Annotated in this window: 19 protein-coding genes and 1 pseudogene; 12 read left to right on the top strand and 8 right to left on the bottom strand. The window is 57.7% G+C overall.

The annotated features are described in order from the left end of the window. Positions 1–230: 230 nt before the first annotated feature. Positions 231–836: a metallophosphoesterase gene (locus tag ACR0NT_RS16395; RefSeq protein WP_480443380.1), complete on the bottom strand. Its 606-nt coding sequence runs from the start codon at positions 834–836 to the stop codon at positions 231–233. Positions 837–1,294: 458 nt separating this feature from the next. Here ACR0NT_RS16395 and ACR0NT_RS16390 point away from each other — a divergent pair, with 458 nt between their 5' ends. The 6 genes from ACR0NT_RS16390 (at position 1,295) to ACR0NT_RS16365 (ending at position 7,361) form a co-directional block, all read left to right on the top strand. Continuing rightward, positions 1,295–1,627 carry a YegP family protein gene (locus ACR0NT_RS16390; RefSeq protein ID WP_170440614.1) on the top strand — a complete coding sequence of 111 codons (333 nt, stop codon included), beginning with the start codon at positions 1,295–1,297 and terminating at the stop codon, positions 1,625–1,627. 329 nt (positions 1,628–1,956) lie between these two features. Beyond that, positions 1,957–2,313 (top strand): EF-hand domain-containing protein, encoded by a 357-nt coding sequence (locus tag ACR0NT_RS16385; protein ID WP_170440612.1) that lies wholly within the window; start codon positions 1,957–1,959, stop codon positions 2,311–2,313. Positions 2,314–2,438: 125 nt separating this feature from the next. Beyond that, positions 2,439–3,503: a DUF1611 domain-containing protein gene (locus ACR0NT_RS16380; RefSeq protein WP_170440610.1), complete on the top strand. Its 1,065-nt coding sequence runs from the start codon at positions 2,439–2,441 to the stop codon at positions 3,501–3,503. Continuing rightward, complete coding sequence (locus ACR0NT_RS16375; protein WP_170440608.1) at positions 3,500–5,029, top strand: ABC transporter ATP-binding protein; 1,530 nt, start codon at positions 3,500–3,502, stop codon at positions 5,027–5,029. The genes ACR0NT_RS16380 and ACR0NT_RS16375 overlap by 4 nt, the downstream gene beginning before the upstream one ends. A 1-nt stretch (position 5,030) precedes the next feature. Further along, positions 5,031–6,614, top strand: a complete 1,584-nt coding sequence (locus ACR0NT_RS16370; protein WP_170674670.1) for a sensor histidine kinase — start codon at positions 5,031–5,033, stop codon at positions 6,612–6,614. A 69-nt stretch (positions 6,615–6,683) separates the two neighbouring features. Continuing rightward, positions 6,684–7,361 (top strand): response regulator transcription factor, encoded by a 678-nt coding sequence (locus ACR0NT_RS16365; protein WP_480443377.1) that lies wholly within the window; start codon positions 6,684–6,686, stop codon positions 7,359–7,361. A gap of 591 nt (positions 7,362–7,952) precedes the next feature. Here ACR0NT_RS16365 and ACR0NT_RS16360 read toward each other — a convergent pair. After that, positions 7,953–8,255, bottom strand: coding sequence for a hypothetical protein (locus tag ACR0NT_RS16360; RefSeq protein WP_170674666.1), 303 nt, complete (start codon positions 8,253–8,255; stop codon positions 7,953–7,955). A 122-nt stretch (positions 8,256–8,377) separates the two neighbouring features. On the opposite strand from ACR0NT_RS16360, the gene ACR0NT_RS16355 reads away from it, so the two are divergent. From ACR0NT_RS16355 to ACR0NT_RS16335, 5 genes and pseudogenes are all read left to right on the top strand, one after another. Continuing rightward, positions 8,378–8,914: a roadblock/LC7 domain-containing protein gene (locus ACR0NT_RS16355; RefSeq protein WP_480443401.1), complete on the top strand. Its 537-nt coding sequence runs from the start codon at positions 8,378–8,380 to the stop codon at positions 8,912–8,914. A 108-nt stretch (positions 8,915–9,022) separates the two neighbouring features. After that, a complete protein-coding gene (locus tag ACR0NT_RS16350) occupies positions 9,023–9,700 on the top strand; it encodes a response regulator transcription factor (RefSeq protein ID WP_170440600.1) in 678 nt (225 codons plus the stop codon). Between the two features lie 67 nt (positions 9,701–9,767). After that, positions 9,768–11,090 (top strand): sensor histidine kinase, encoded by a 1,323-nt coding sequence (locus tag ACR0NT_RS16345; RefSeq protein ID WP_480443373.1) that lies wholly within the window; start codon positions 9,768–9,770, stop codon positions 11,088–11,090. A gap of 19 nt (positions 11,091–11,109) precedes the next feature. Then, entirely contained in the window at positions 11,110–11,439 is a 330-nt protein-coding gene (locus tag ACR0NT_RS16340; protein WP_170440596.1) for a hypothetical protein, read from the top strand. 442 nt (positions 11,440–11,881) lie between these two features. Further along, positions 11,882–12,082: pseudogene (locus ACR0NT_RS16335) on the top strand (transposase); the annotation flags it as partial. 32 nt (positions 12,083–12,114) lie between these two features. Here the strand turns inward: ACR0NT_RS16335 and ACR0NT_RS16330 are convergent. The 6 genes from ACR0NT_RS16330 to ACR0NT_RS16305 are packed head-to-tail and all read right to left on the bottom strand — an operon-like array spanning position 12,115 to position 19,082. Continuing rightward, entirely contained in the window at positions 12,115–13,788 is a 1,674-nt protein-coding gene (locus ACR0NT_RS16330) for an amidohydrolase (protein WP_170674664.1), read from the bottom strand. Between the two features lie 15 nt (positions 13,789–13,803). Then, positions 13,804–14,724, bottom strand: a complete 921-nt coding sequence (locus ACR0NT_RS16325) for an ABC transporter ATP-binding protein (RefSeq protein WP_170674662.1) — start codon at positions 14,722–14,724, stop codon at positions 13,804–13,806. Continuing rightward, positions 14,721–15,701, bottom strand: a complete 981-nt coding sequence (locus ACR0NT_RS16320) for an ABC transporter ATP-binding protein (protein ID WP_170674660.1) — start codon at positions 15,699–15,701, stop codon at positions 14,721–14,723. Before ACR0NT_RS16320 ends, ACR0NT_RS16325 begins: the two co-directional genes overlap by 4 nt. Beyond that, positions 15,698–16,555 carry an ABC transporter permease gene (locus ACR0NT_RS16315; protein WP_170440588.1) on the bottom strand — a complete coding sequence of 286 codons (858 nt, stop codon included), beginning with the start codon at positions 16,553–16,555 and terminating at the stop codon, positions 15,698–15,700. Before ACR0NT_RS16315 ends, ACR0NT_RS16320 begins: the two co-directional genes overlap by 4 nt. Before the next feature lie 10 nt (positions 16,556–16,565). Then, on the bottom strand, positions 16,566–17,504 hold the full coding sequence (locus ACR0NT_RS16310; protein ID WP_170440586.1) for an ABC transporter permease: 939 nt from the start codon (positions 17,502–17,504) through the stop codon (positions 16,566–16,568). Between the two features lie 15 nt (positions 17,505–17,519). After that, positions 17,520–19,082 carry an ABC transporter substrate-binding protein gene (locus ACR0NT_RS16305; protein WP_170440584.1) on the bottom strand — a complete coding sequence of 521 codons (1,563 nt, stop codon included), beginning with the start codon at positions 19,080–19,082 and terminating at the stop codon, positions 17,520–17,522. Positions 19,083–19,306: 224 nt separating this feature from the next. On the opposite strand from ACR0NT_RS16305, the gene ACR0NT_RS16300 reads away from it, so the two are divergent. Continuing rightward, positions 19,307–20,086 carry a helix-turn-helix domain-containing protein gene (locus ACR0NT_RS16300; protein ID WP_170440582.1) on the top strand — a complete coding sequence of 260 codons (780 nt, stop codon included), beginning with the start codon at positions 19,307–19,309 and terminating at the stop codon, positions 20,084–20,086. The last annotated feature ends 196 nt before the right edge of the window (positions 20,087–20,282 follow it).

The raw sequence follows: 20,282 nt of genomic DNA, 5'->3' as shown, positions 1-20,282 counted from the left end.
CAGTTTTGAACTTGCTGACTGCAGGTCGTGTCTAAACAGCAACACGGCTGTGCCTCTATGGTTACTGTCGAACTGCTCTGCGAAGCATGTACAATTGATACGTTTGGCGATCGAATGGGTCAAACTGCCATCAAACCTGAAGGATCAAATGCTGTTCTCTCTCCTGGATAACCTCTCTGGTTGGAGACAAAGCGCATCGATCCATGATCGCCTTCTCCCACCCAGCAAAATTACTCATGGCTGTGTCCACATATCCAGGTGTGGACTTTGAGCTTTCGCACTTCATCCCACAAATCACTTGCAAAACCGTTGCTCAGCAAACGCTCCGGGTTGTTTTGGTGGGTGCGCCAAGACGTGAGTAGCTCCCGTACTGGCAAGTGATGTGTCATTACAACCGTTGGGCCAGAATGAGGCCGGTGCAGCGCTTCAAACAGCGCTATTTTGTCGGTTCTATGACGTTCCAACATGTCCTCAACTGTGAACCTTGTATCAGGTGCGGTTCGTATTTCTCGATAGTCCTGAAGGTGTGCAGACAGCATCATCTGCGTTTGCGTGTCCGATCCTGGAAACAGTTGGAGATCAGTCCAAAGCGTTGCTCCGATGATACGAACACCAGCAATTTCCGTTGCCGCACCATGTAGGACCCGAATATCGAGGCCTTCTGCGCAAAGATCAGTTGGCTGTCGCTCTTCGTCGGCCAGTAGTTCCGACCAGATTGACCCATAAGGTTCATGATTTCCCCAAATGGTAACAACCGGGCACCCATATTTGCGCGCGGCCCGAGCCGGGATATCCAAGTGGCGTCTCATCGTGTTGGTATCGCCTGCGATCAGCACTCCGTCTAGCCGTCTTCAATCATTGGGAAGCGCGAAAGCAGACATTTGTGCAGACTGCAGCATTGCTCAGAGAAGGCTCCGTCCGAACCTCGGATGCAACACAGCATCTTATGAATTGATGATCTGTGAACGTCAGGTTGTCGTTGTGGTAGGGCATAGCGGACTAGAGGATCAGCCATTTCCCACCTGTCTCATGTTCTTTGATCACCCCAAAGATCTATCGTCACTAAATCTGTGTTTCGTTGCTTATCACTCTTGTGGCCGGATCACTAAAACCGCAGTGACCTGATTTTAGGTGACTGGCCAAGCTAGAGCCGCGCCAACTGGTCCTTTGTGTGCCGGAATCTGCGGTAACCCCTTATGCTGGATTTCTTTTGTGCAAATTTCTTCTTGTGACTGGATGGCGAAAATCGCAACGTCGTGACGTGTTTAGGTTCTACAACAATAAGGTGGCTTACATGGCAGGAAAATTTGAAGTTTACGAAGACAAAGCCGGAGAATACCGTTTCCGGCTAAAGGCGGGAAATGGAGAGATCATTCTGGCCAGTGAAGGGTATGTCCAAAAGGCCAGCGCCGAAAACGGCATCGCATCTGTAAAAACAAACGCTACGAACGACGACAGGTATGAGCGGAAGGAAACCAAATCCGGTGGCCATCGATTCAACCTGAAAGCCAGCAACGGTCAGGTTATCGGTGTCAGCGAAAGCTACACCAGTGCATCTGGACGCGACAACGGCATCGAATCCGTCAAGCGCAATGCCCCTGAGGCGCGGATCGACGATCTGACCTGAATTAGACTTGCCCTCGATTGAGCTAACGACTCAGGCAAACCTGTTTTTTTCATGCGGTGGGGCAAGGCTGCTCCACCGATGCTTGACCGGCGGATTTCCTCGCTTGCATTACGCCGGTGTGTTTTCTGACACGCCCCTTCGGACGTTCATTTTCCGTTCATTTTTCGAATATGCGCGCTTCATCTGCGCGCGCCATATTGTCCTACTGGACCTAAGAAAACGCCGGTTTCCGCGAAGGGCCGGATGGCAAAGGAACATTTGTGTCGGGGAATGGACGTAGGGCAAGCAAACGCTGGCCGGGGGCAATCAGTCACGCGGTCTGCATTATATTGCTGACTTGCATCTTATATGTCGGGTTGTGGCAGGTCAGCACGGCCGAGGCGCAGACCGCCAGCTTTCGCTCGGTTGATACGAACGCGGATGGCGTTCTGAGTTTTGATGAGCTTGTGGCCGCCTTTGGTACAGCCGGGGCAAGGAAATTGCTTCAGGACATAGATCGCAATGCAGACAATCGCATCACGATCATCGAACTGCGCGGCGGGCGGGACAACGGCAAGGGCAGGCAAAACGACCGCGGCGAACACAGATCCGAGGGAGGCAACCGGGGCGAGCGCGAGAGCGACGATGGCGGCAACGGTGAGCGCGGCGGGGATGACGGCGGCGATGATAATGGGGATGACGACTGATCGAAACCCGACGCGTTCATTTGTCGTTCATCTGATCACACGCCGCCCCTTCATCCGGTTTTGCGATTTTTCTCACATGGCGCTGGCACAACGAAAGCATCGAACAGCCAGTCACGGAGTTAAGCATGACACAGTTTCCCCAAACCTCTCCTTTAGCCTGCGACATTGCAAAATGGGCCTTCACAACCCGCAGGGTCGATCGATCCGACGTGCGCGGGATTTCCACGCAGATGGACGCTGCAAAGGCCGGCGATCTGATCCTCTGCGAGATTGCCGAGATCGGACACCATAAGAAAATCCAGTTGGCCGAGCGCCGCGCTTCGGCCAGTTATCCGGGTGACTTTGTTGTCCTCTGCCTGGGGGATCGCTATGCGCCGGATCAGTTTCTGGCCAGTGCAATCATTGATGACGATCTGATTGATCTGGTGGCAGGCGGCGGCGTCGCCGGGCGGGTGGACGCGGCCCATGTCCGTATGGAAGACCCCACTCGGTTGAAACCTCTCGGTTTGCTGACGACTGCGGAGGGGCGGGTGATCAACGTGGCAGATTATGCTCTACCCAGCCTGCCATCCAATGATCAGGTCACGGTCATTGGTGTTTTCGGCGCCTCCATGAACTCGGGCAAGACAACTGCCGCGTGCAGCCTTGGGCACGGTCTGATGCGGTCGGGCTTTGCCGTGGCAGGGATCAAGGCCACCGGAACCGGCGCCTTTGGTGACTTCAACAGTTTCGAGGACGGCGGCGCTCCGGCGCTGGATTTCACGGATGTCGGGATGGCCACCACATACCGGATGCCGCTGGCACAGATCGAAGCGGGCTTTGACACACTGGTTGCCACCGCCGCTGCGCGCGGGGCCGAGGTTGTGGTGGTCGAGATTGCCGATGGTGTATTCCAGCAGGAAACGCGGGCCATCCTGCAATCGTCGCGCATTCGCGACCGTCTGGATGGTATCCTGTTCGCAGCCCCGGATGCGCTGAGCGCTCTTGGCGGTGTGACTGTTCTGGATCAGGCCGGTCTCAGCCCCTTTGCGATTTCGGGGATGGTCAGCTGCTCGCCTCTGGCCGCCGCTGAAGCCACCGAGGCCACGGGCCGCCCGATCCTGTCGCGCGAAGACCTGTGGTCGCCCGAGATCATCACCCGACACGTCGTGCCGCTGATGCGCCGTGCACCGGAGGATGTGGCCGCATGAAACTCCTCCCCGGATTGGCCACAAGGGACCGCATCATCGATGCGGTCCTCGTGGTGTCCAGCAGTATCCTGCAGGCGGGCGCATTGGCTATTGGCGCCTTTGCCACTCGGGATGCGTTCGCAGCGCTGCACGGGGGCAATGTCCTGGCTGTGGAAACCGTGGCGCAATTGGCCCTGGCTGGCGTAGTCGCGGCGCTGTGTCCGCTGATATCGCAATACCGGGCCGAGGCGTTGGGTCAAAGCTATGCGATCTCGCTGCGTCAGGTTCTGTATCGAAAGATCGCGCGCCTTCCGAAATCCCGCCACGAAGAACGTCGGCTGGGGGCTTTGTCCTTGCGTTTCGTGGGGGATCTTTCGGCGGCTCGCCTCTGGTTTGGCCGGGGCCTGCCCGATGTGTGGTCCGCTGCCGTGGTGATTCCGGGCGCGGGTGCCATTCTGTATGCGCTGAGCCCGACGCTTGCGATCAGCGGCCTATCTGCGCTGGGATTTTCTGTTGCGCTGATGGCGGCCCTAGCGTGGCACCTGCGGCGTCGGCATCGGAACCTGCGCAGCCGTCGGGCAAGTATCGCGATTTCCATGATCGAGCGGATCGCGATTGCACCGGAACTGGACTTGATGGGCCGCACCGGCCGAGAGCTGCGCAGGCTGAAAACTCAGGGCGCATCACTGCGCGACGATGCGCTGGCGCGCAGGGGCCGAACCGCCAGTCTTCAGGCAACGCTGCAATTGGGGGTGGCCCTTGCCGGTCTTCTGATGCTCTGGCAAGCCAGCCAAACCGGCATAGCGCCAGCCACGGTAGCCGCCTGCCTTTCGGTCATTGCGCTGGTCGCCATTCCGCTGCAGAAACTCGCCGGGGCATGGGACCAGTATTGCGCGTGGCGCGTGGCGCGCGAGAAGGCCGAGAGGCTGCTGTCGGAACCCGAGGTCCGGCGGAAAGCGACACCCTGCACCGGTCCCATTGCAGTCGAAATCACCGGAGAAGTTGATCAGACGCCCATCGCGTTCAGGGCCGAACGTGGCACGGCTTCGGCTTTGACAGGCAAACATGCGTTGATCATCGCGCGGTGTATCGCGGGGCTCGACCGGCGCGCGGGGATCAACGTGCGCTTCAGCGGGCAGGACAAGGCCCCCAAAGTGGCCTTTGTCGGTGATGAACATATCGGCCTTCAGGGCAGTTTGCGCCGTTCCGCAAGCTTGATGTGCAGGAGACGGCCGGGCGACAGGAAGATATCGGAGATCATGCGGCGCTTTGGCTTGTCTGATCTGCTGTCTGCGCCGCGCGGTCTTGATCAGCGCCTGGCAGAAAACGGCAACGGTCTGCTACCGCATCAAACATTGCCGCTGGACCTGGCACGCGCTGTTCTTGGCAGGGCGGATGTCATTGTCATCGCCTCGGTGCGGTGGGAATTGTGCAAATCCCATCAGGCTGACTTGCTTGCGACGCTGCGGGCTCTGTCCAGCGCTACGATCATATTGGTCGGAGAAACCATCCCTCTTAATCTGGAAGAGAACTCAAAGGTCGTCTGACATGCGCTCATCTACCCTGTTTGGTATCTATGCTATGGTTCTTGTCGGTTTTCTTGGCGGGCTGGCGGGCCTGACCTTATACAGCCTCGAAAAAACCCGGTGGTGGGATGCGCGGATACAGTTGGCGCAGGAATCCTATGGGCTGCATCTGCGGCTGGAAGCGGACCTCTACCGCCTGTTCAAGCAGCACGGCGATGCGCTGCTGATCGGGGATCGGGACGATGGGGTGAGTGAAGTCGAGTTGCGGGCAAAGATCGCCCAGACTCTGGAAGCGATCCGTAAGACCATCGCGCGTGAGATTCAGATGGTGGGCGACGAAGAGATCGAGGAACTGGAGCTGCTCGATGAGATTGAGGATGATATCGAAGCCGTCAACGCGGCCATCGCAAGCCTGTCAGCCGAAGGCAACCCGGTTGAGACCTTTGTTCAGATAGAACGTCTGGCGGGTCTGCTTGATGGAGATATCGATGACGCGCTTGACCAGAAGATTCAGGCCGCGCTGGATGAAGAGGTTGAAGAGGTCGAGGATGTTCTGGCCGAGGCAATCGCCTTTCGGCAATGGAACGAGCGGCTGGTCTATATGATCGTACTGGCCGCAATTGCGGTCCTGCTGGTCGGGCTTGTATCGTTCAACCGTCAGATCAGAAAGCCACTGACACGGTTGGCAGATGGCATCGGTCGCCTGCGCAGGGCTGACTATTCCGAGCCGGTCCATCTTGGGGGCAGCCTGGAGTTTCGCGAACTGGGCACCGTGCTGAACGGCATGGCCGAGGGCCTCGCCGCGCGTGAGGCCAGCCGCGCCGAACAGAAGCGGCGGCTTGAAGATACCGTTTCAGCCAGAACGGCCGAGCTGCAGCAGCTTATCGATAAGCTGGAAACCGGCGAGGAAAACCGCAAGCGGTTGATGGCGGACATAAGCCATGAGCTGCGCACCCCGCTGGCCATCATCCTGGGCGAGGCCGATGTTACCCTGCGGACGTCGAATTCCCTGCCCGACGAGGCCTCGGATTCGCTGGCGCGTATTCGGGATTCAGCAAAGCATACCAATCAGATCGTAGACGACATGCTGACCGTTGCGCGGTTTGAGGCCGGCCAGCTGAGGCTGGATCGCAGGCAAACCGACCTGCGCAAGATCGTCCATGATGCTGTCGCAATGTTCCCCGACCCGGTTCGGTTCGACAGCCCCGACAGCAAAGTAATGGCATCGGTCGACGAGGTGCGTCTCCGCCAATCCGTGCTGGCCCTGCTGCAGAATGCACGGCGCTATGGGGGGCCGACGATCGGGGTCAAGCTGGACGAGGGGCTTGCCTCGTGCACGATCGCCATCGAGGATGACGGGCCGGGGTTAAGCGCGGTAGAGAAATCCCAGGCCTTTGATCGTTTCTTTCGGGGCTCGAACGCGTCGGGGCAAGGTATCGAAGGCAGCGGCCTTGGGCTGCCGGTGGTAAAATCCATCGTCGAGGCGCATGGTGGGACTGTCGATCTTCAGGATCGGCCAGAGGGCGGGCTGCGGATCGTCATAACCCTGCCCAAGGCCGCCCGGATGAAAGTTGTTCAAACCGACACGATGCAAAAAAGGGGTTGATGCGCGGGTATCAGGGCCAACCTGATTTTGTCGGTGCAGTTTCGAACAGGGAAAGAGTTGAGGCACATCATGAATATCTTGCTTGTCGAAGATGAAGCCCGCGTTGCCGATTTCATACGGCGCGGTTTGTCAGCCGAGGGCTGGGCGGTGGATCACGCCCCGGACCCGGATGGTGAAGATGCTTTGGAGCTTGCCGCGACAAACACCTATGACGTCATTCTGCTGGATCTGATGCTGCCGGGCATTCAGGGTCAGGATGTGTGCCGCAAGCTTCGCGCCCGCAAATCGAAAACACCGATTCTGATGCTGACCGCTCTGGACAGCCCGGAAGAACGGGTCGAGGGGCTGAAGATCGGCGCGGACGATTACCTGCCCAAGCCGTTCGATTTCGATGAGCTGATCGCGCGGGTCGAGGCGCTGCATCGCCGCGCCAACGGTTATGCGCGTGATCTGAGCGATACCGAGATCATCTGCGGAGACCTGAAGTTTGACCGAAACTCGCTTCAGGTCTCGGTGGCCGGACAAGAAATCAAGTTGTCAAAGAAAGAGCGCGACCTGCTGCTTCTCTTTCTGACCAACACCGGCCGGGTCCTGTCACGCGAACGCATCCTGAACTCGGTCTGGGGTATGAACGAGGATCCGCTGACCAATGTGGTTGACGTCTATGTTGGTCGCCTGCGCCGCAAGATCGGGGCCGAAGGCCAGCGGATCGTGACGCTCAGAAACGTCGGATACCGGATGGGCTAGGTTCGTTAGTGCGCAGTGCGGGAACCGAAGAATTTGTCAAAATTTTGATCTTGGTGAAAGGCAGGTGCAAGAAAGCACGCGCATTGTGCTTGGGTGGATTGATTAGCATAACTTCGAGGACAGGCGTCTCCACGCTCGCCCGAATAGGGCCTCACCGGCATCTGAGAATGCCACTCACTCTAAGAACCCCGCCAATCCTCGCGGCGGCCTTCCCTAAGTGTTTCAGCATGGCGGAGAAGGCCGCCTTTTTTGTGATCTGGCAGACTGCGGAAAGCGCGCGGTTTAACCTTTGGGTCGCTAAAGTTTAAATTTAGCTAAACCAAATCCATGCCGGGAAAATGCGCTGATTTCCGCATGGCGCGATTCAGGATATCATGACGTAGCGTCAAGATTTCGTGCTTATAGGAATAACGAGCACACCTTTACCATTTGTTTTATATATGTAATTTTCCAAATCCATAAAATCCCCCGCCTATTCTCTGGCCCGCTCAGGCTTTTCTTACATATTTTTAAAGAAACTGAATAATTCAGTTAAACTGAATATCGCCTCTACACTCATCTGTTGGTTTGTATGAGTCGAAGGCAAGCATGTTAAGCATCATCATTTGCGGGATCGCGTATGTCAGCTTTGAATGCACCAACCTGTGGTGCGTTCTTGCAGGTGACAAGGGCGATGCGATCTCTCTGCTGCTCGCTGGTCAGACGCCGCTCGGGTATCGGCCGGTGCTTATTGCTGCACAGCTGCTGTGGCAGGCTGCGGATGTCGAACCGGCACATCCTGCGCCGCCGTTCCGATTGCTGGCCACTATGCTCTCCACTCCGCGCCAGCGTAGTGCTGCGCCAAGGGTGCTTCCGCAGATCGACGAACAGCTCATAGACACGTTGCTGCTCCATACGAACCGAGTAATGGCCCCGGGTGCGATGCCGCGGCCCCCCTCAAGGGCGCTTTAGGCAATGCAGCTGTCACACTCCGGAACCCGCTTTCCACCCCACCCAAGAACCGAAGAGTGAAGAAGATGGTGAAAAACAAACAAAGCTCTCTTTCGGCCGCCACGCGTTTTGGCAAACGGTTTGGGTTGGTCCAGACATACACGATCAAAATCCCGGGCACCGGCCCTGCGAATGAAGAATCTGAGCCGCGAAATGGCACCTCTGACGAAAACAGAGCTGCCGGTTTTAACTTAACGAAGGAGAAGATGATGTCTTTGGACATATCAAAACTCAGTGAAATCAAAGGCTTGATTGGCGCCTGTCTGGTTGACAGTGACACCGGTCTGACCCTTGCCACCGAAGGCGGCGCCAAGTTCGATCTTGAAACCGCGGGCGCGGCGAATGTGGAAGTGGTGCGCGCCAAATTGCAGGCAATCGATGCGCTGAAACTGAATGACGTGATCGAGGATATCCTCATCACGCTGGGCAAGCAGTTTCACCTGATCAGGCCCCTGGAAAAGAACCCGAATATCTTCGTCTATGTGGCGCTGGACAAGAAGGCCGCCAATCTGGGGCTGGCCCGTCTTCAGGTGAAAGCCGTCGAAGAGACGTTGAGTTTATAAATGACCCCCTCGCGCCAAAGGTTCAGGCGCAGTAATGTGCCTGAACCACCCAAACGAGGGCTTGTTGCGTCAGCGTTGCCTTTTGCAACGTGATTGAAAGCCGAAGCCATGAAAATTCTAGTCGCCGAAGACGACGTCAAAACCGCAGAATTCGTGATCTCGGGACTCCGCTCCAGCGGGTTTACGGTCGAGTGGTTCGAAGATGGGCGCGATGCGTTGTCATATTGCCTGTACAACCAATGCGACGCGGTGATCCTTGATCGGGTGCTGCCCGGTATGGACGGCATGTCGATATTGAAAGCTCTGCGCGCGGCGCAAAATCAGACGCCGGTGCTGTTTCTCACCTCAATCGGCGACGTGAGCGATCGCGTCGAAGGCCTGACCGAGGGGGCGGATGACTATCTGGTCAAACCCTTTCACTTTTCAGAGCTGCTGGCGCGTTTGCAGAGCGTTCTGAAACGGCGCACCGACAGGGTGGAGGCAACGGAATTGCGTGTGCTTGATCTGTCGATGGATTTGCTGAAACGTCTGGTCCGTCGGCAGGACCAAACGATTGAGCTGAAACCACGAGAGTTCGCGCTGTTGGAACTTCTGATGCGCAACTCCGGCAGGATCGTGACCAGAAACATGATCCTCGAACAGGTTTGGGATTACAATTTCGATCCGAACTCGACGGTGATCGAGACCTATATCAGCCGCCTCAGAGCCAAAATCGACAAACCGTTCGAGATCGCACTTTTGCACACAGTTCGAAATGTCGGGTACAGCCTCCATGGACCGCGCTAGTATTTTCTCGGGGGCGCCGTTTCGAACCGCGTGTTACGCCGCACTTGTAGTCTGGATTATCACGGCAGTGTTTGGATACGCCGCCTATGTTGCGTTGAAAGACACATTGCGAACCAATCTCGAACAACAGATTCTGGAAGAAGAGCTGTTGCTTCACGAAATCCTGTTGGACGGCGGCGCCGATGCGGTTCATCGCGCTGTAGATCACCTGAATAGTCCGAACCGGACCGGGCTTCACATGATTGCTCTGTTTGACAAGCATAACTCTGTTCTTGCAGGCACCGTGCCCAAGATACCCAAAACAAATGGTTGGCACGAAGTTGACCCTGATTTTGTCGAGATCGGGGGCGGCAGCCCTGTCTATCTGCTCAGAGCATCGGACTATCTTGGGTATCGCACCGTAGTCGCACGCAGCATGACATCCATGAACCAGGCGTTAACCACGCTTTGGGAAAGTCTGGTGCTTCTCACCATTGCAACCACCGTAGTCGTTCTCGGGCTCGGCTATTGGGTCAGCCACTACAGCTACGGCAAGCTTAGGCGCATTGAAAAAACGCTCGACATGATTTCCAAAGGGAACACTGAAGCCCGCCTTCCGGTTTCAAACCTAAACGATCAGATTGATCGAGTGTCGCGCCTTATGAACCGGCATCTGGACCGATTGTCCAGTTTGATGATCAGCACGCAGACAACCGCAGTTACGATTGCGCACGACCTGAAAACACCATTGTCTCATGGATTTCTGGCTTTGCAGCAAGTTTACAGCGAGCTTGACTATGGTGGTGACCCGCGACCCAAGCTGCACGAGCTTGAAAATGAGCTTAAGCGACTAAGCGCGGTGTTCGACACCATTCTCAGGATATCGCGAATAGAGGCCGGAACGTATAAACGACCATTCTCGACCGTTAATCTGAGTGCATTGGTTGCGGACGTCGTCGAAACGTTTTCTCCCGTGGCAGAAGATGCGCAGATGAGCATAACGGCTGACTTCAACGCCGATACCATATTGGTCCGAGGCGATGAGCAGATGCTGAAGCAACTGTTGGTCAACCTCATAAACAACTCGATCAAGTATTGCCCGCCCGAGGCTTGGATACGGGTCTCGCTTGCAGCCAGCAACAACTCTGTAGTGCTGGAGGTTTCAGACAATGGTTTTGGCGTACCCGGACCGCTTCTCGATAAGATATTCGACGCGTTCTACCGCGTTGATGGGTATCGCAGGGAAAGCGGAAACGGCCTGGGCCTAGCACTGGTCAAAGCCGTCGCCCTACGGCATGGCGCCAAGATTTCGGCCACGAACAATGATCCCGGGCTGAGAATTAGTGTCAGCTTTGGCAAACCTGAAATGAGAATAGCAGAGAGAGAATTGCTCGATGGGCGCAGAAATTAAACGTGAAACGAGGTATATTATGCTGGGAAAACTGGCTTTGATCAGTGGTATCGCCTGTGCTTCAACGGCGGTTGCAGGCGGAACAGAGTTTCGCTGCGTATCAGATGTGACACACGATGAGATCAGAATTTCACAACCCGAAGAGGGCGCAGACGCGCAAATTTTCTTTCATGATATCGAAGGGGCTGCGACGGTCGCACATGGCCTTGACGGTGTAACCTTTATCCATATCAAAGAGAGCGAAGTTTGGACGTTTGTACTACATTTCCCAACGATGAAATATGAACTGTCCACGCATGGATCGGAAAATCTCGAAGATCATGGCCAATGTGTACGAGGTAACGAGTGAGTTGAGATAAATACGCGATGATCTTCTCTCTTAGCAATCTGAGCCGATCAAAGGATATTGGGTGCACAAAGGCGACCGTGACTGTTTCACATCACGGCCGCCTGAAATAGCTGTAGATTACAGACGTTCTGAAGAGATGACCGACCACCATCCCTGCGCCGGCTTCCCCAATGTTTGGAACGTGCTCAATTTGACAGCTGTCTGCTTCGAGGGGGAGAAAAACAGACAGCATCAACTGTCATGGAAGTTCTTTTCGGCAGATTTACATGTTGTTCAAGATTTTGTCAGTTATTGTGCAATGAGATTGTGAAAGAAGCGTGCGCTTCCGGTTTTAACTGAGCCGCGGGTACAAACGCCGGAATAAATCTCATCATTTTTAGCACTGTAGACACTGTTTTGCATTGCTGAAACTTAACGCCGTGTTTTGTGGCCAAATCAAGTTTTACGCGCCTGCATCCCCGGTCGAAAACAGCGGAAGAAACCGGTGAAGCACGACAAGCGTCGCTGCAAACGGCGCAACCGGATCGAAATCATGTTCAGCAGGCTGAAGGATTGGCGGCGGATCGCGAACCGCTACGACAGATGCCCAAAGGTTTTCCTGTCAGCCATCGCGCTGCCGGCACTCGTCAATTACTGGCTATGAGTCCTGAACCTAAGCACCTTACGCGATCAGACTCACTTTGCTTCCAGCGGCTGCATGTCCGTATGGGGTTCAGATGCCTTATCTCGTTCAAAAACAAGCTTTCCGCACCGATAGGTTCGGGTGACTGAAATCTCTTTTAACCGTTCCGGTGCCAATAACGGGTTCTGGGACAACACCGCCAGATCGGCCATCTTGCCGGGTTCAAGCGATCCCCGTTCATCTTCAAGAAAGACCTGCCAAGCGGCATCAATCGTCTGCGCCCTTAGCGCCGACATCACAGAAACCCTCTGATCTGCGCCCAACAAACGGCCGGACGCTGTTACACGGTTTACCGCGCAATGCGCCAGATGTAAGGGGCGTGTTGGCGTAACCGAGGCGTCGTTGTGCAGGGTGAACCGCACGCCGAACCGTCCGGCTGATCCAGCCGGGGTCAGGCGGTTGGCGCGGGCGGGCCCCATGATCGTGTCATAATGCCGGTCGCCCCAGAAATGCACATGGGCCGAGAAGAAGCTGACCGTCATGCCAAGTCGGGCCATCCGGCGTAGCTGATCGTCACGCAAGACCTGCCCGTGAATGACAGTATGCCGGTGATCGTCGCATGGGGTGTCCAGCAGCGCGGCCTCGACCGCGTCGATGAACATTTCGGCCCCGGCGTCGCCGTTGCAATGGCAATGGACCTGAAAGCCAAGCCTGTGCAGGCGGATGACCTCGGACCGGAACAGGTCCGGGTCCATATAAGGCATGCCGTTGGGACAATCCGACTTGCGAACCTCGTGATAGGGTTCACTCAGAAATGCAGTTTGTAACTGGAACGAACCATCCGAGAATAGCTTGCGCGGTCCAGTGCGGACATGCGGGGTGTCTTGCCAGTCCACCTCGGCCCGTCCTTCGGACAACGCGGGTTCCAGTTCCGCGATGGGCAACAGCATCAGGCCGATACCCGGGTCACCCTGCGCGGCCAGCGCAGCGAAATGCTCCAGTAACTCGGCATTGACCCAGGCGTTCTGCGCAAAGGTCACACCATGTTGCAGATACTCGTCACGGGCGGCGGCGCATCCTTGCAGGAAACGCACACGGTCGATCAGGAAACAGGTCTCGCCCAGCGGTCCCATCGCGGACAGACCTTCGATCAGGCCAGTTAGTTCTCCGGTCTCGGGGTCGCGATCAAAACGCCCTCCGACTGGGTCCGGCGTGTTCGCATCGGCCCCCAGAAACGACAGCGCGGCCGAATTCGCAACGCCATTGTGCCCCGAGGCGTGGATAACCCACACCGGATGATCGCGTGACACCGCATCCAGCTCGGCGCGGGTGGGCATCCGGCGGTCGGCAATGGCGGTGTTGTCGAACAGAACGCCCATGATCCACTCGCCCTTCGGGGTCTGACGGGCGCGGTTGGCCAAACGGCGCAGGGCTGTGGGAATATCCAGACAGTCGCCGCGTGGCGGTGCGGACAGATCCACCCGGAACAGTTCGACAAAGCCGGAATCGGGGAAATGCCCGTGCGGATCGATAAAGGCGGGCATCAGGGTTTGTCCCTGCAGATCAACCTCTTGCGTATCCGCAGGCATCCGGGCGCGCAAGTCCGCCTCGGACCCAACCGCAGCGATCTGCCCGCCCCGGGTCAGCACAGCCTCGCATTCCGGGTTCTGTGCGTCCATAGTCAGGATCGGCCCGTTGAAAAACAGTTTGGCGTCCGGGTTGGTCATTGGGGTCTCGTCATTTCAAAATGGTTTCAGACAGCGCAAACCGTGGCCATCGGTCTGTTCCCAGACGGGGGTCTGCATGCAGATATCGCCGGCCACCGGACAGCGCTCACGGAACTCGCAGCCCGAGGGGCGCTTGAGCAGGCTGGGCGGTTCGCCTTTCAGCGCAATTCGCTCCAGCCGCGCGTCGGGGTCGGGTTCGGGGTTGGCCGATAACAGGCAGCGGGTATAGGGGTGGCGGGGGGTGTCAAAGATCGCCTCGGTCGTGCCTTCTTCGACCAGTCGGCCCAGATACATGATGCCCATGCGGTCCGCCACATGGCGCACCACGTTCAGGTTGTGGGTGATGATCACCATCGCCAGACCCAACCGTTCGCGCAGGTCGTTCAGCAGGTTCAGCAATTCGCCCTGAACCGACACATCCAGCCCGGCGGTGGGTTCATCTGCCAGGATCAGGCGCGGTTCCAACGCCAGCGCGCGGGCCACGCCGACACGCCGCGCCTGCCCGCCCGACAGCTGGTAAGGGTAGCGATCCGCAAAATCCGCAGGCAGGTTGACCATTTCCAGCAGCCGCCGCGCCTCGGCCCGCAGATCACGGTCTTTCAGGCCCTGAATGCGGTAGGGTTCGGTGATCAGACTGCCGATGGTCAGACGCGGCGACAGGCTGCCAACCGGGTCCTGAAACATCATTGCGATGTCCTTGCGCAGCGGGCGCAGCGCCCGTTCCGGCAGGCCGCGGATTTCTTGCCCGTCAAACCGGACATTGCCCGCCTGTGCCGGGGCCAGCCCTGCAATTGCGCGGATCACGGTGGTCTTGCCCGAGCCGCTTTCACCCACCAACGCATAGGTTTCGCCCTGATCCACCTTGAAACTGACCCCGGCCAGCACGTTGACGCGGCCATAGCTGGTTTGCAGGTTTTCGACCTCAAGCAGGCTCATGTCGCGGCCTCCGTATGGTTCAGCCAGCAGGCGGCCAGATGGCCTTGCTGCACCTGTTCAAGCGGCGGGACGTCGCTGGCGCAGCGCGGCATGGCCTGATCGCAACGGTCGCGGAAAATGCAGGCGCCGGGCAGATTGGCCAGACCGGGCACCTCGCCCGGAATGGTCGGCAGGACGCGCGCTCGGGTCTTGATATGCCCCGGATCGCAGTCGATCAGACGGCGGGTATAGGGGTGCTTCGGGTGGTGGAATATCTCGCGTACCTCACCGCTCTCCACAACGGCGCCTGCGTACATCACCACCACCCGATCACACAGCTCTGCGATCACCCCGAGATGGTGTGAGATGAACAGGATCGCGCAGCCGAAATCCTGTTGCAGGTCTTTCAGCCGCTCGATGATCTGCACCTCAAGCGTGGCGTCCAGTGCTGTTGTGGGTTCATCGGCAATCAGAAGGTCAGGTTCCGACATCAGCGCCATGGCAATGGCGATACGCTGCCGCATCCCGCCCGAGAACTCATGCGGGAACTGCGTCAGCCGGGCCTCGGGATCGGGAATACCGACAGCCCCCAGCATCTTTGCGGCCCGCGCGCGTTTTTCGGATTTCGACGCGCCCGAGCGGTGCTGGATGTCCAGCATCTGCTGCCCGATGGACAGCACCGGGTTGTGGGTCTGCATCGGGTCCTGAAACACGATCGAGATATCGTCGCCGCGCAGCGCCCGCATCTGGCGTTCGGATAGCGACAGCAGGTCGCGCCCTTTGAACCGGATTTCCCCGTTCCTGAATCGGGTATTCGGCGCGGTCAGACGTAGGATCGAGGAAATCAGCGTGGACTTGCCGCAGCCGGATTCGCCGACGATGCCCACGATCTCGCCCGGTTTGATGTCGAACGAGATGTCGCGCAGGGCTTTCAGATCACCCCGGACCGTTTCGTAGTCGACACTGAGGCCGTCAATTTCCAGCAAAGGGGTGCTCATCGCTGTTTCCTCAGTTTGGGATCAACCACATCGCGCAGGGACTCGCCCAGAAAGGTAAAGCCCAGCGTGGCCAGAATGATCGGCAGGCCCCCGGCGACCACCAGCCATGGCGTCTGTCGTATCAATGCGTACCCGTCCTTCAGCAGCGATCCCCAGCTTGGCGTCGGCGGTTTGACCCCCAGACCCAGAAAGGACAGACCGGCCTCAAGCGCGATCACCGTGGGGATGTCCATTGCCGCCAGAACGGCCAGCACACCGATGATATTGGGTAGCATATGCACCCCGAGGATGCGGAAGATGCTGGCGCCCATGGATCGTTCGGCCAGAATGAACTCGGAATTGCGCAAGGTCAGCGTCTGCGTCCGCGCCACCCGCCCGTAGGTGGGGATCGAGGTTGCCATGACCACAAAAACCACCGTTTGCAGGCTGGGCCCGACCAGCGCGACCACCGCCAGAGCGAACATGACCGTCGGGAACGAGCGGATGGTGTCGAAGAACAGCATCAGCAGGTTATCCAGCCACTTCGGCCCGTAACCCGCGATCATTCCCAGTGTCAGCCCGATCACCATCGCGCCGAACACTGCAGGCAACGCCACCTTCAGCGCCACCTGCCCGCCCATGATCACCCGGCTGAACGTATCGCGGCCCAGCTGGTCAGTGCCCAGCAGATGCTCGGCCGACGGTCCCTGCAACCGGTGGGTCACGTTCAGCGCAACCGGGTCATAAGGTACGATCCAGGCCGCAAACAGGGCACAGAACACAATGGTTCCGACGATGATCAACCCCGCCAGTCCCAGCGGATCGCGGGCGACCCCGCGCAGAATTGTGGACAGTTCCGATCTTGGTTTGCTCATCTCTGACCCCTCAGCCCGCTGTCCGGGCCCGCGGGTCCAGCCAGGCATTGACCAGATCCGCCAGAGCGGTCGACAGAACAAACAGCGCGGTCGATACAAGGACCGAGCCCATGACGATCGGATAGTTCCGCGTGGTGATGGAATCGATCACCAGCTTGCCCAACCCGGGGCGGGCAAACACGATCTCAGCAAACACCGCTGAGCTGAGCAAAAACCCCATTCCAACACCGATCACAGTCACGACCGGCAGGATGGCGATGCGCAAGGCATAGACCATAACAATGCGCCGCTCGCGCAAGCCAAAAGCGCGAGCTGTTCGGATGTGGCTTTCGCCCAGCACCTCAAGCATCGAGGCGCGCACCAGCCGTGCGATGTATCCGACCCAACTGAGCCCGATGGCAAAGGCCGGAAGCGCCACGTGATAAAGCCTGTCACCAAACCCTTTACCTACGCCGATGGCCGGAAACCACTGCAAATGGACAGCAAAGACCAGCAACGACAACAACGCGATCACAAAGGACGGGGCCGCCACGAAGCTGACCGAGACCGCCGCCGCGATCCGGTCAACCAAGGTGTTGGGATGCGCCGCCGCATAGGCGCCCATTGCAATCCCCAACACCGCAGACCACAGGATCGAGGCAAAGATCAGCTCCAGCGTGAATGGCAATTGCTGAAAAACAATCTGAGTTACCGGACGGCCCGAGAACACGTCAACGCCCAGATCGCCATGCAGCAGGTTGCCATAGAAAATCAGCAACTGGTTCCAGATCGGTTGGTCCAGCCCCAGCTCGGCCGTCAGCCGCGCCTGAAGTTCGGGCGTGGCGCGCGGGCCCAGCATGATCTGGACCGGGTCGCCGGGCACCGCGCGGATCATCAGAAACATCGCGGTGACGGCGACCACAAGGATCAGGGCCGCAAGAGCGAACCGTCTGAGGACATAAAACGCCATTGCGGCCCCACTTGATTAGGATTTACCGAAATACCGCAGCAGCGTGGTGCCATCGGGCCGCAATGCAGGCACAATCCGTGAGGTGTGGATGATCGGTGTCGCCTCATGGGTGATGAACCGATACGCACCGCTTTCCTCCATCAGATCCTGTGCGCGCTGGTACATCTCGGCGCGCTTGGCCAGATCGGTCTCGCGGAAGGCTGCGTCGTGGACGGCATCGAACTCTTCGCTGCGGAAGCGTTCCCAGTTCCAGACACCCGCTTGTTCGGTCGTGAACCATGCGGTTGCGTAGTAGGGGTCCGGGGTCATCGAGAACCGGTTCAGGATCAGTTGCAGATTCTCGTTGTCACCACTGGCCCAGAACGCCCCCGATTCCAGCACATTCACCTCAACCGTGATGCCGATTTGTCCCAAGGTTGCCTGAATAATCTGCGCAATGGTGCTGTAGGTGGTCTTGTTGAGGATATCCAGCGTCAGGGTGACGTTGGTTTCCCCGGATTCCGCCAGCAATTCAGCCGCTTTGGCAAAATCAGCCTGCGGTGGCACCAGACTGTTGGTGCGGTTGCCCGTCAGCCCCGGCGCGATGATCCCGGTTGATGGCTCAGCCGCCCCGAAATACGCAGCCTCAAGAATGGTCGGCACGTCGATGGCGTGCTGAATGGCCTGCCGCAGTTTTTTGTTCTGCAGCTTGGGGTGATCCATGTTCATGCCCAGCCAGACATAATACAGCGACGGGTTCTCGATCAGCGTCCCGCCATTGGGCACCCCAGCCCGATAACGTTCGACCGAACCCAGCGAGACGCGTGTCAAGTCCAGCTCACCGGCTTCAAAGGCGATCTCGGCGGTGTTTTCATCGTCGATGGGCAGGATTTCGATCGTATCCCAGGCCGGAGCATCGCCTTTCCAATCGGGGTTGCGGGTCAAAACCGTCTTTTCCTTCGGGCTCCATGCCGACCGCAGATAAGGGCCGGATTCCGCCACCGGATCGGTGCCGATACGCCCGCCCGCGGCCTCAACCGCCGCTTTTGACACAATATTGCCAGTGATATAGGGCAGCGCAATGGACCAAAGCGGCGCAAAGGGATCGTTCAGGACAATGGTTCCTTCCCGTTCGCCCGTCACCTCGACATGGCTGAGAGGGCCCATATCCGGCTTGTTCGGGCTGCCGGTGGCCTCGTCAATGATCCGCTCGAACGAGAACTTCACGTCCTCTGCCGTCATTGCGCCGAACCCGTTGGTAAATCCAATATCATCGCGCAGCGCGAATTTGATGTGCGTCGGGTCAGCCTGTTCGATCATGGCTGCGGCATCCAGTTGCCAATCCCATTCTGTGCCGGGTTTGTACTGGATCAGTTTGTTATAGATCGGGGCCTGAATCTGTTCGTCGCTCTGACCTTCGGAATGCGCCGGGTCCAGCGTCTGCATGTCACGATACGAGCGGATGCGCAAAACACCGTCTTCCGCCGCAATCACCCGCCCCGGCCAGATGCCAGCAAGCGCCGAGCTTGCACCTAGTGCGGCAGCCGTTTTCAGAAATCCGCGCCGATCCAGCGGTGCCTGCATCCATTTCATTTTCATGTCGTTCTCCCTTTGGCTTTCCGGGCCGTGCTGTGTGCAGCGTGGGACCAAACCCCGCATCCGTCATTCTGCCGCTTTCTGAGTGCTTCCGCATGGCACCCGGTCTCATGCGTCGCTTTAGGGCAAGTAATCACGATCATGGGGCCTGTTGAAAGTAAGCGAGTTTATGCTATTGTAAGCATGTTTACGCATAACTGCAGCAACTAGTGAAAGAAACAGGGTCAATGTCCGAGGATTTTTCAAAAAACCTGCGGGCACTCTGCGCGCGATTTACAAGCGTATCAGCCGTCTGCCGCGAGATTGGAATCAACCGCCAGCAATTTAACCGCTATCTGAATGGCAGCGGGTTGCCTTCAGCCTATAACCTGCGCCGTATCGCCGGGTTTTTCAGCATTGCTGAGGCTGAGTTGCTGCTGCCTCATGACGCGTTTTATGCAAGACATATCCGTCAAAACAAGATTACACGCCGTGTTCCGGAACAGCTGATCGGCGACGTGTTTCGTGATCAGGCCCGGGGTCTGCGTCGCTACCTGGGGTTTTATCACGGGCATTTTCGCACCCCCACGTGGGAGGGCGGTATTCTGCGAACCCTGATCTGGCTGCGCGAACAAGATGGATATGTGGTCACTCACAGTTTCGAACGCGCCACGGATGCTAATGGCAACATCCGACAGCGGACGCGTTACTCAGGTCTGGCCGCATATCGCGGTAACCGCATCTACATTTTCGAACGCGCTTTCAGTGATGACGGATTTTTGTCCGAGACCATTCTTTATCCGGCCCATCGTCAACAGATTGTTCATATCAAAGGGTTAACCACAGGCGTGGCGACACGGCCTCGACTCGCACCGTTTTCATCCCCTACTATCTGGAAACGCATCGGCAATGCAACCTCGGCACGCGATGCGGTCAGCAAGACGGGTGTGTATCCGACCGCCAGTTCCAAGATTGAACCCCAGATCAGACGGTTTTTGACAGAGAACGAGGGAACCTTGCTGACGTGACCGGCTCATTGCGCAGGCATTGAATGCAAGCTCTGGGTTTTAACTTCAAACTCAGGGGTCAGGTAATCATATCGTCGCAATGCTTGAAGGGACGGGCTCACGACATGGATGGCTCTCACAGGAAGGGTTAGCTCCAGCAAGAATATCGTAGTCTGCTGCTGCATAGCCGAATAAATACCAGCGAAATGCACTTGAT

This window comes from Ruegeria sp. AB10 (assembly GCF_056542745.1).
The sequence above is the reverse complement of the archived record's forward strand: the minus strand, read 5'-3'. Positions and strand labels throughout refer to the sequence as shown.

What these genes read in the sequence shown, in the direction of transcription:
- ACR0NT_RS16330 (WP_170674664.1), bottom strand. Translation starts at nt 13,788, where the DNA reads ATGACCAACCCGGACGCCAAACTGTTTTTCAACGGGCCGATCCTGACT.
- ACR0NT_RS16360 (WP_170674666.1), bottom strand. Translation starts at nt 8,255, where the DNA reads ATGGAGCAGCAACGTGTCTATGAGCTGTTCGTCGATCTGCGGAAGCAC.
- ACR0NT_RS16375 (WP_170440608.1), top strand. Translation starts at nt 3,500, where the DNA reads ATGAAACTCCTCCCCGGATTGGCCACAAGGGACCGCATCATCGATGCG.
- ACR0NT_RS16340 (WP_170440596.1), top strand. Translation starts at nt 11,110, where the DNA reads ATGCTGGGAAAACTGGCTTTGATCAGTGGTATCGCCTGTGCTTCAACG.
- ACR0NT_RS16305 (WP_170440584.1), bottom strand. Translation starts at nt 19,082, where the DNA reads ATGAAAATGAAATGGATGCAGGCACCGCTGGATCGGCGCGGATTTCTG.
- ACR0NT_RS16315 (WP_170440588.1), bottom strand. Translation starts at nt 16,555, where the DNA reads ATGAGCAAACCAAGATCGGAACTGTCCACAATTCTGCGCGGGGTCGCC.
- ACR0NT_RS16355 (WP_480443401.1), top strand. Translation starts at nt 8,378, where the DNA reads ATGGTGAAAAACAAACAAAGCTCTCTTTCGGCCGCCACGCGTTTTGGC.
- ACR0NT_RS16390 (WP_170440614.1), top strand. Translation starts at nt 1,295, where the DNA reads ATGGCAGGAAAATTTGAAGTTTACGAAGACAAAGCCGGAGAATACCGT.
- ACR0NT_RS16380 (WP_170440610.1), top strand. Translation starts at nt 2,439, where the DNA reads ATGACACAGTTTCCCCAAACCTCTCCTTTAGCCTGCGACATTGCAAAA.
- ACR0NT_RS16325 (WP_170674662.1), bottom strand. Translation starts at nt 14,724, where the DNA reads ATGAGCCTGCTTGAGGTCGAAAACCTGCAAACCAGCTATGGCCGCGTC.
- ACR0NT_RS16350 (WP_170440600.1), top strand. Translation starts at nt 9,023, where the DNA reads ATGAAAATTCTAGTCGCCGAAGACGACGTCAAAACCGCAGAATTCGTG.
- ACR0NT_RS16370 (WP_170674670.1), top strand. Translation starts at nt 5,031, where the DNA reads ATGCGCTCATCTACCCTGTTTGGTATCTATGCTATGGTTCTTGTCGGT.
- ACR0NT_RS16310 (WP_170440586.1), bottom strand. Translation starts at nt 17,504, where the DNA reads ATGGCGTTTTATGTCCTCAGACGGTTCGCTCTTGCGGCCCTGATCCTT.
- ACR0NT_RS16300 (WP_170440582.1), top strand. Translation starts at nt 19,307, where the DNA reads ATGTCCGAGGATTTTTCAAAAAACCTGCGGGCACTCTGCGCGCGATTT.
- ACR0NT_RS16320 (WP_170674660.1), bottom strand. Translation starts at nt 15,701, where the DNA reads ATGAGCACCCCTTTGCTGGAAATTGACGGCCTCAGTGTCGACTACGAA.
- ACR0NT_RS16365 (WP_480443377.1), top strand. Translation starts at nt 6,684, where the DNA reads ATGAATATCTTGCTTGTCGAAGATGAAGCCCGCGTTGCCGATTTCATA.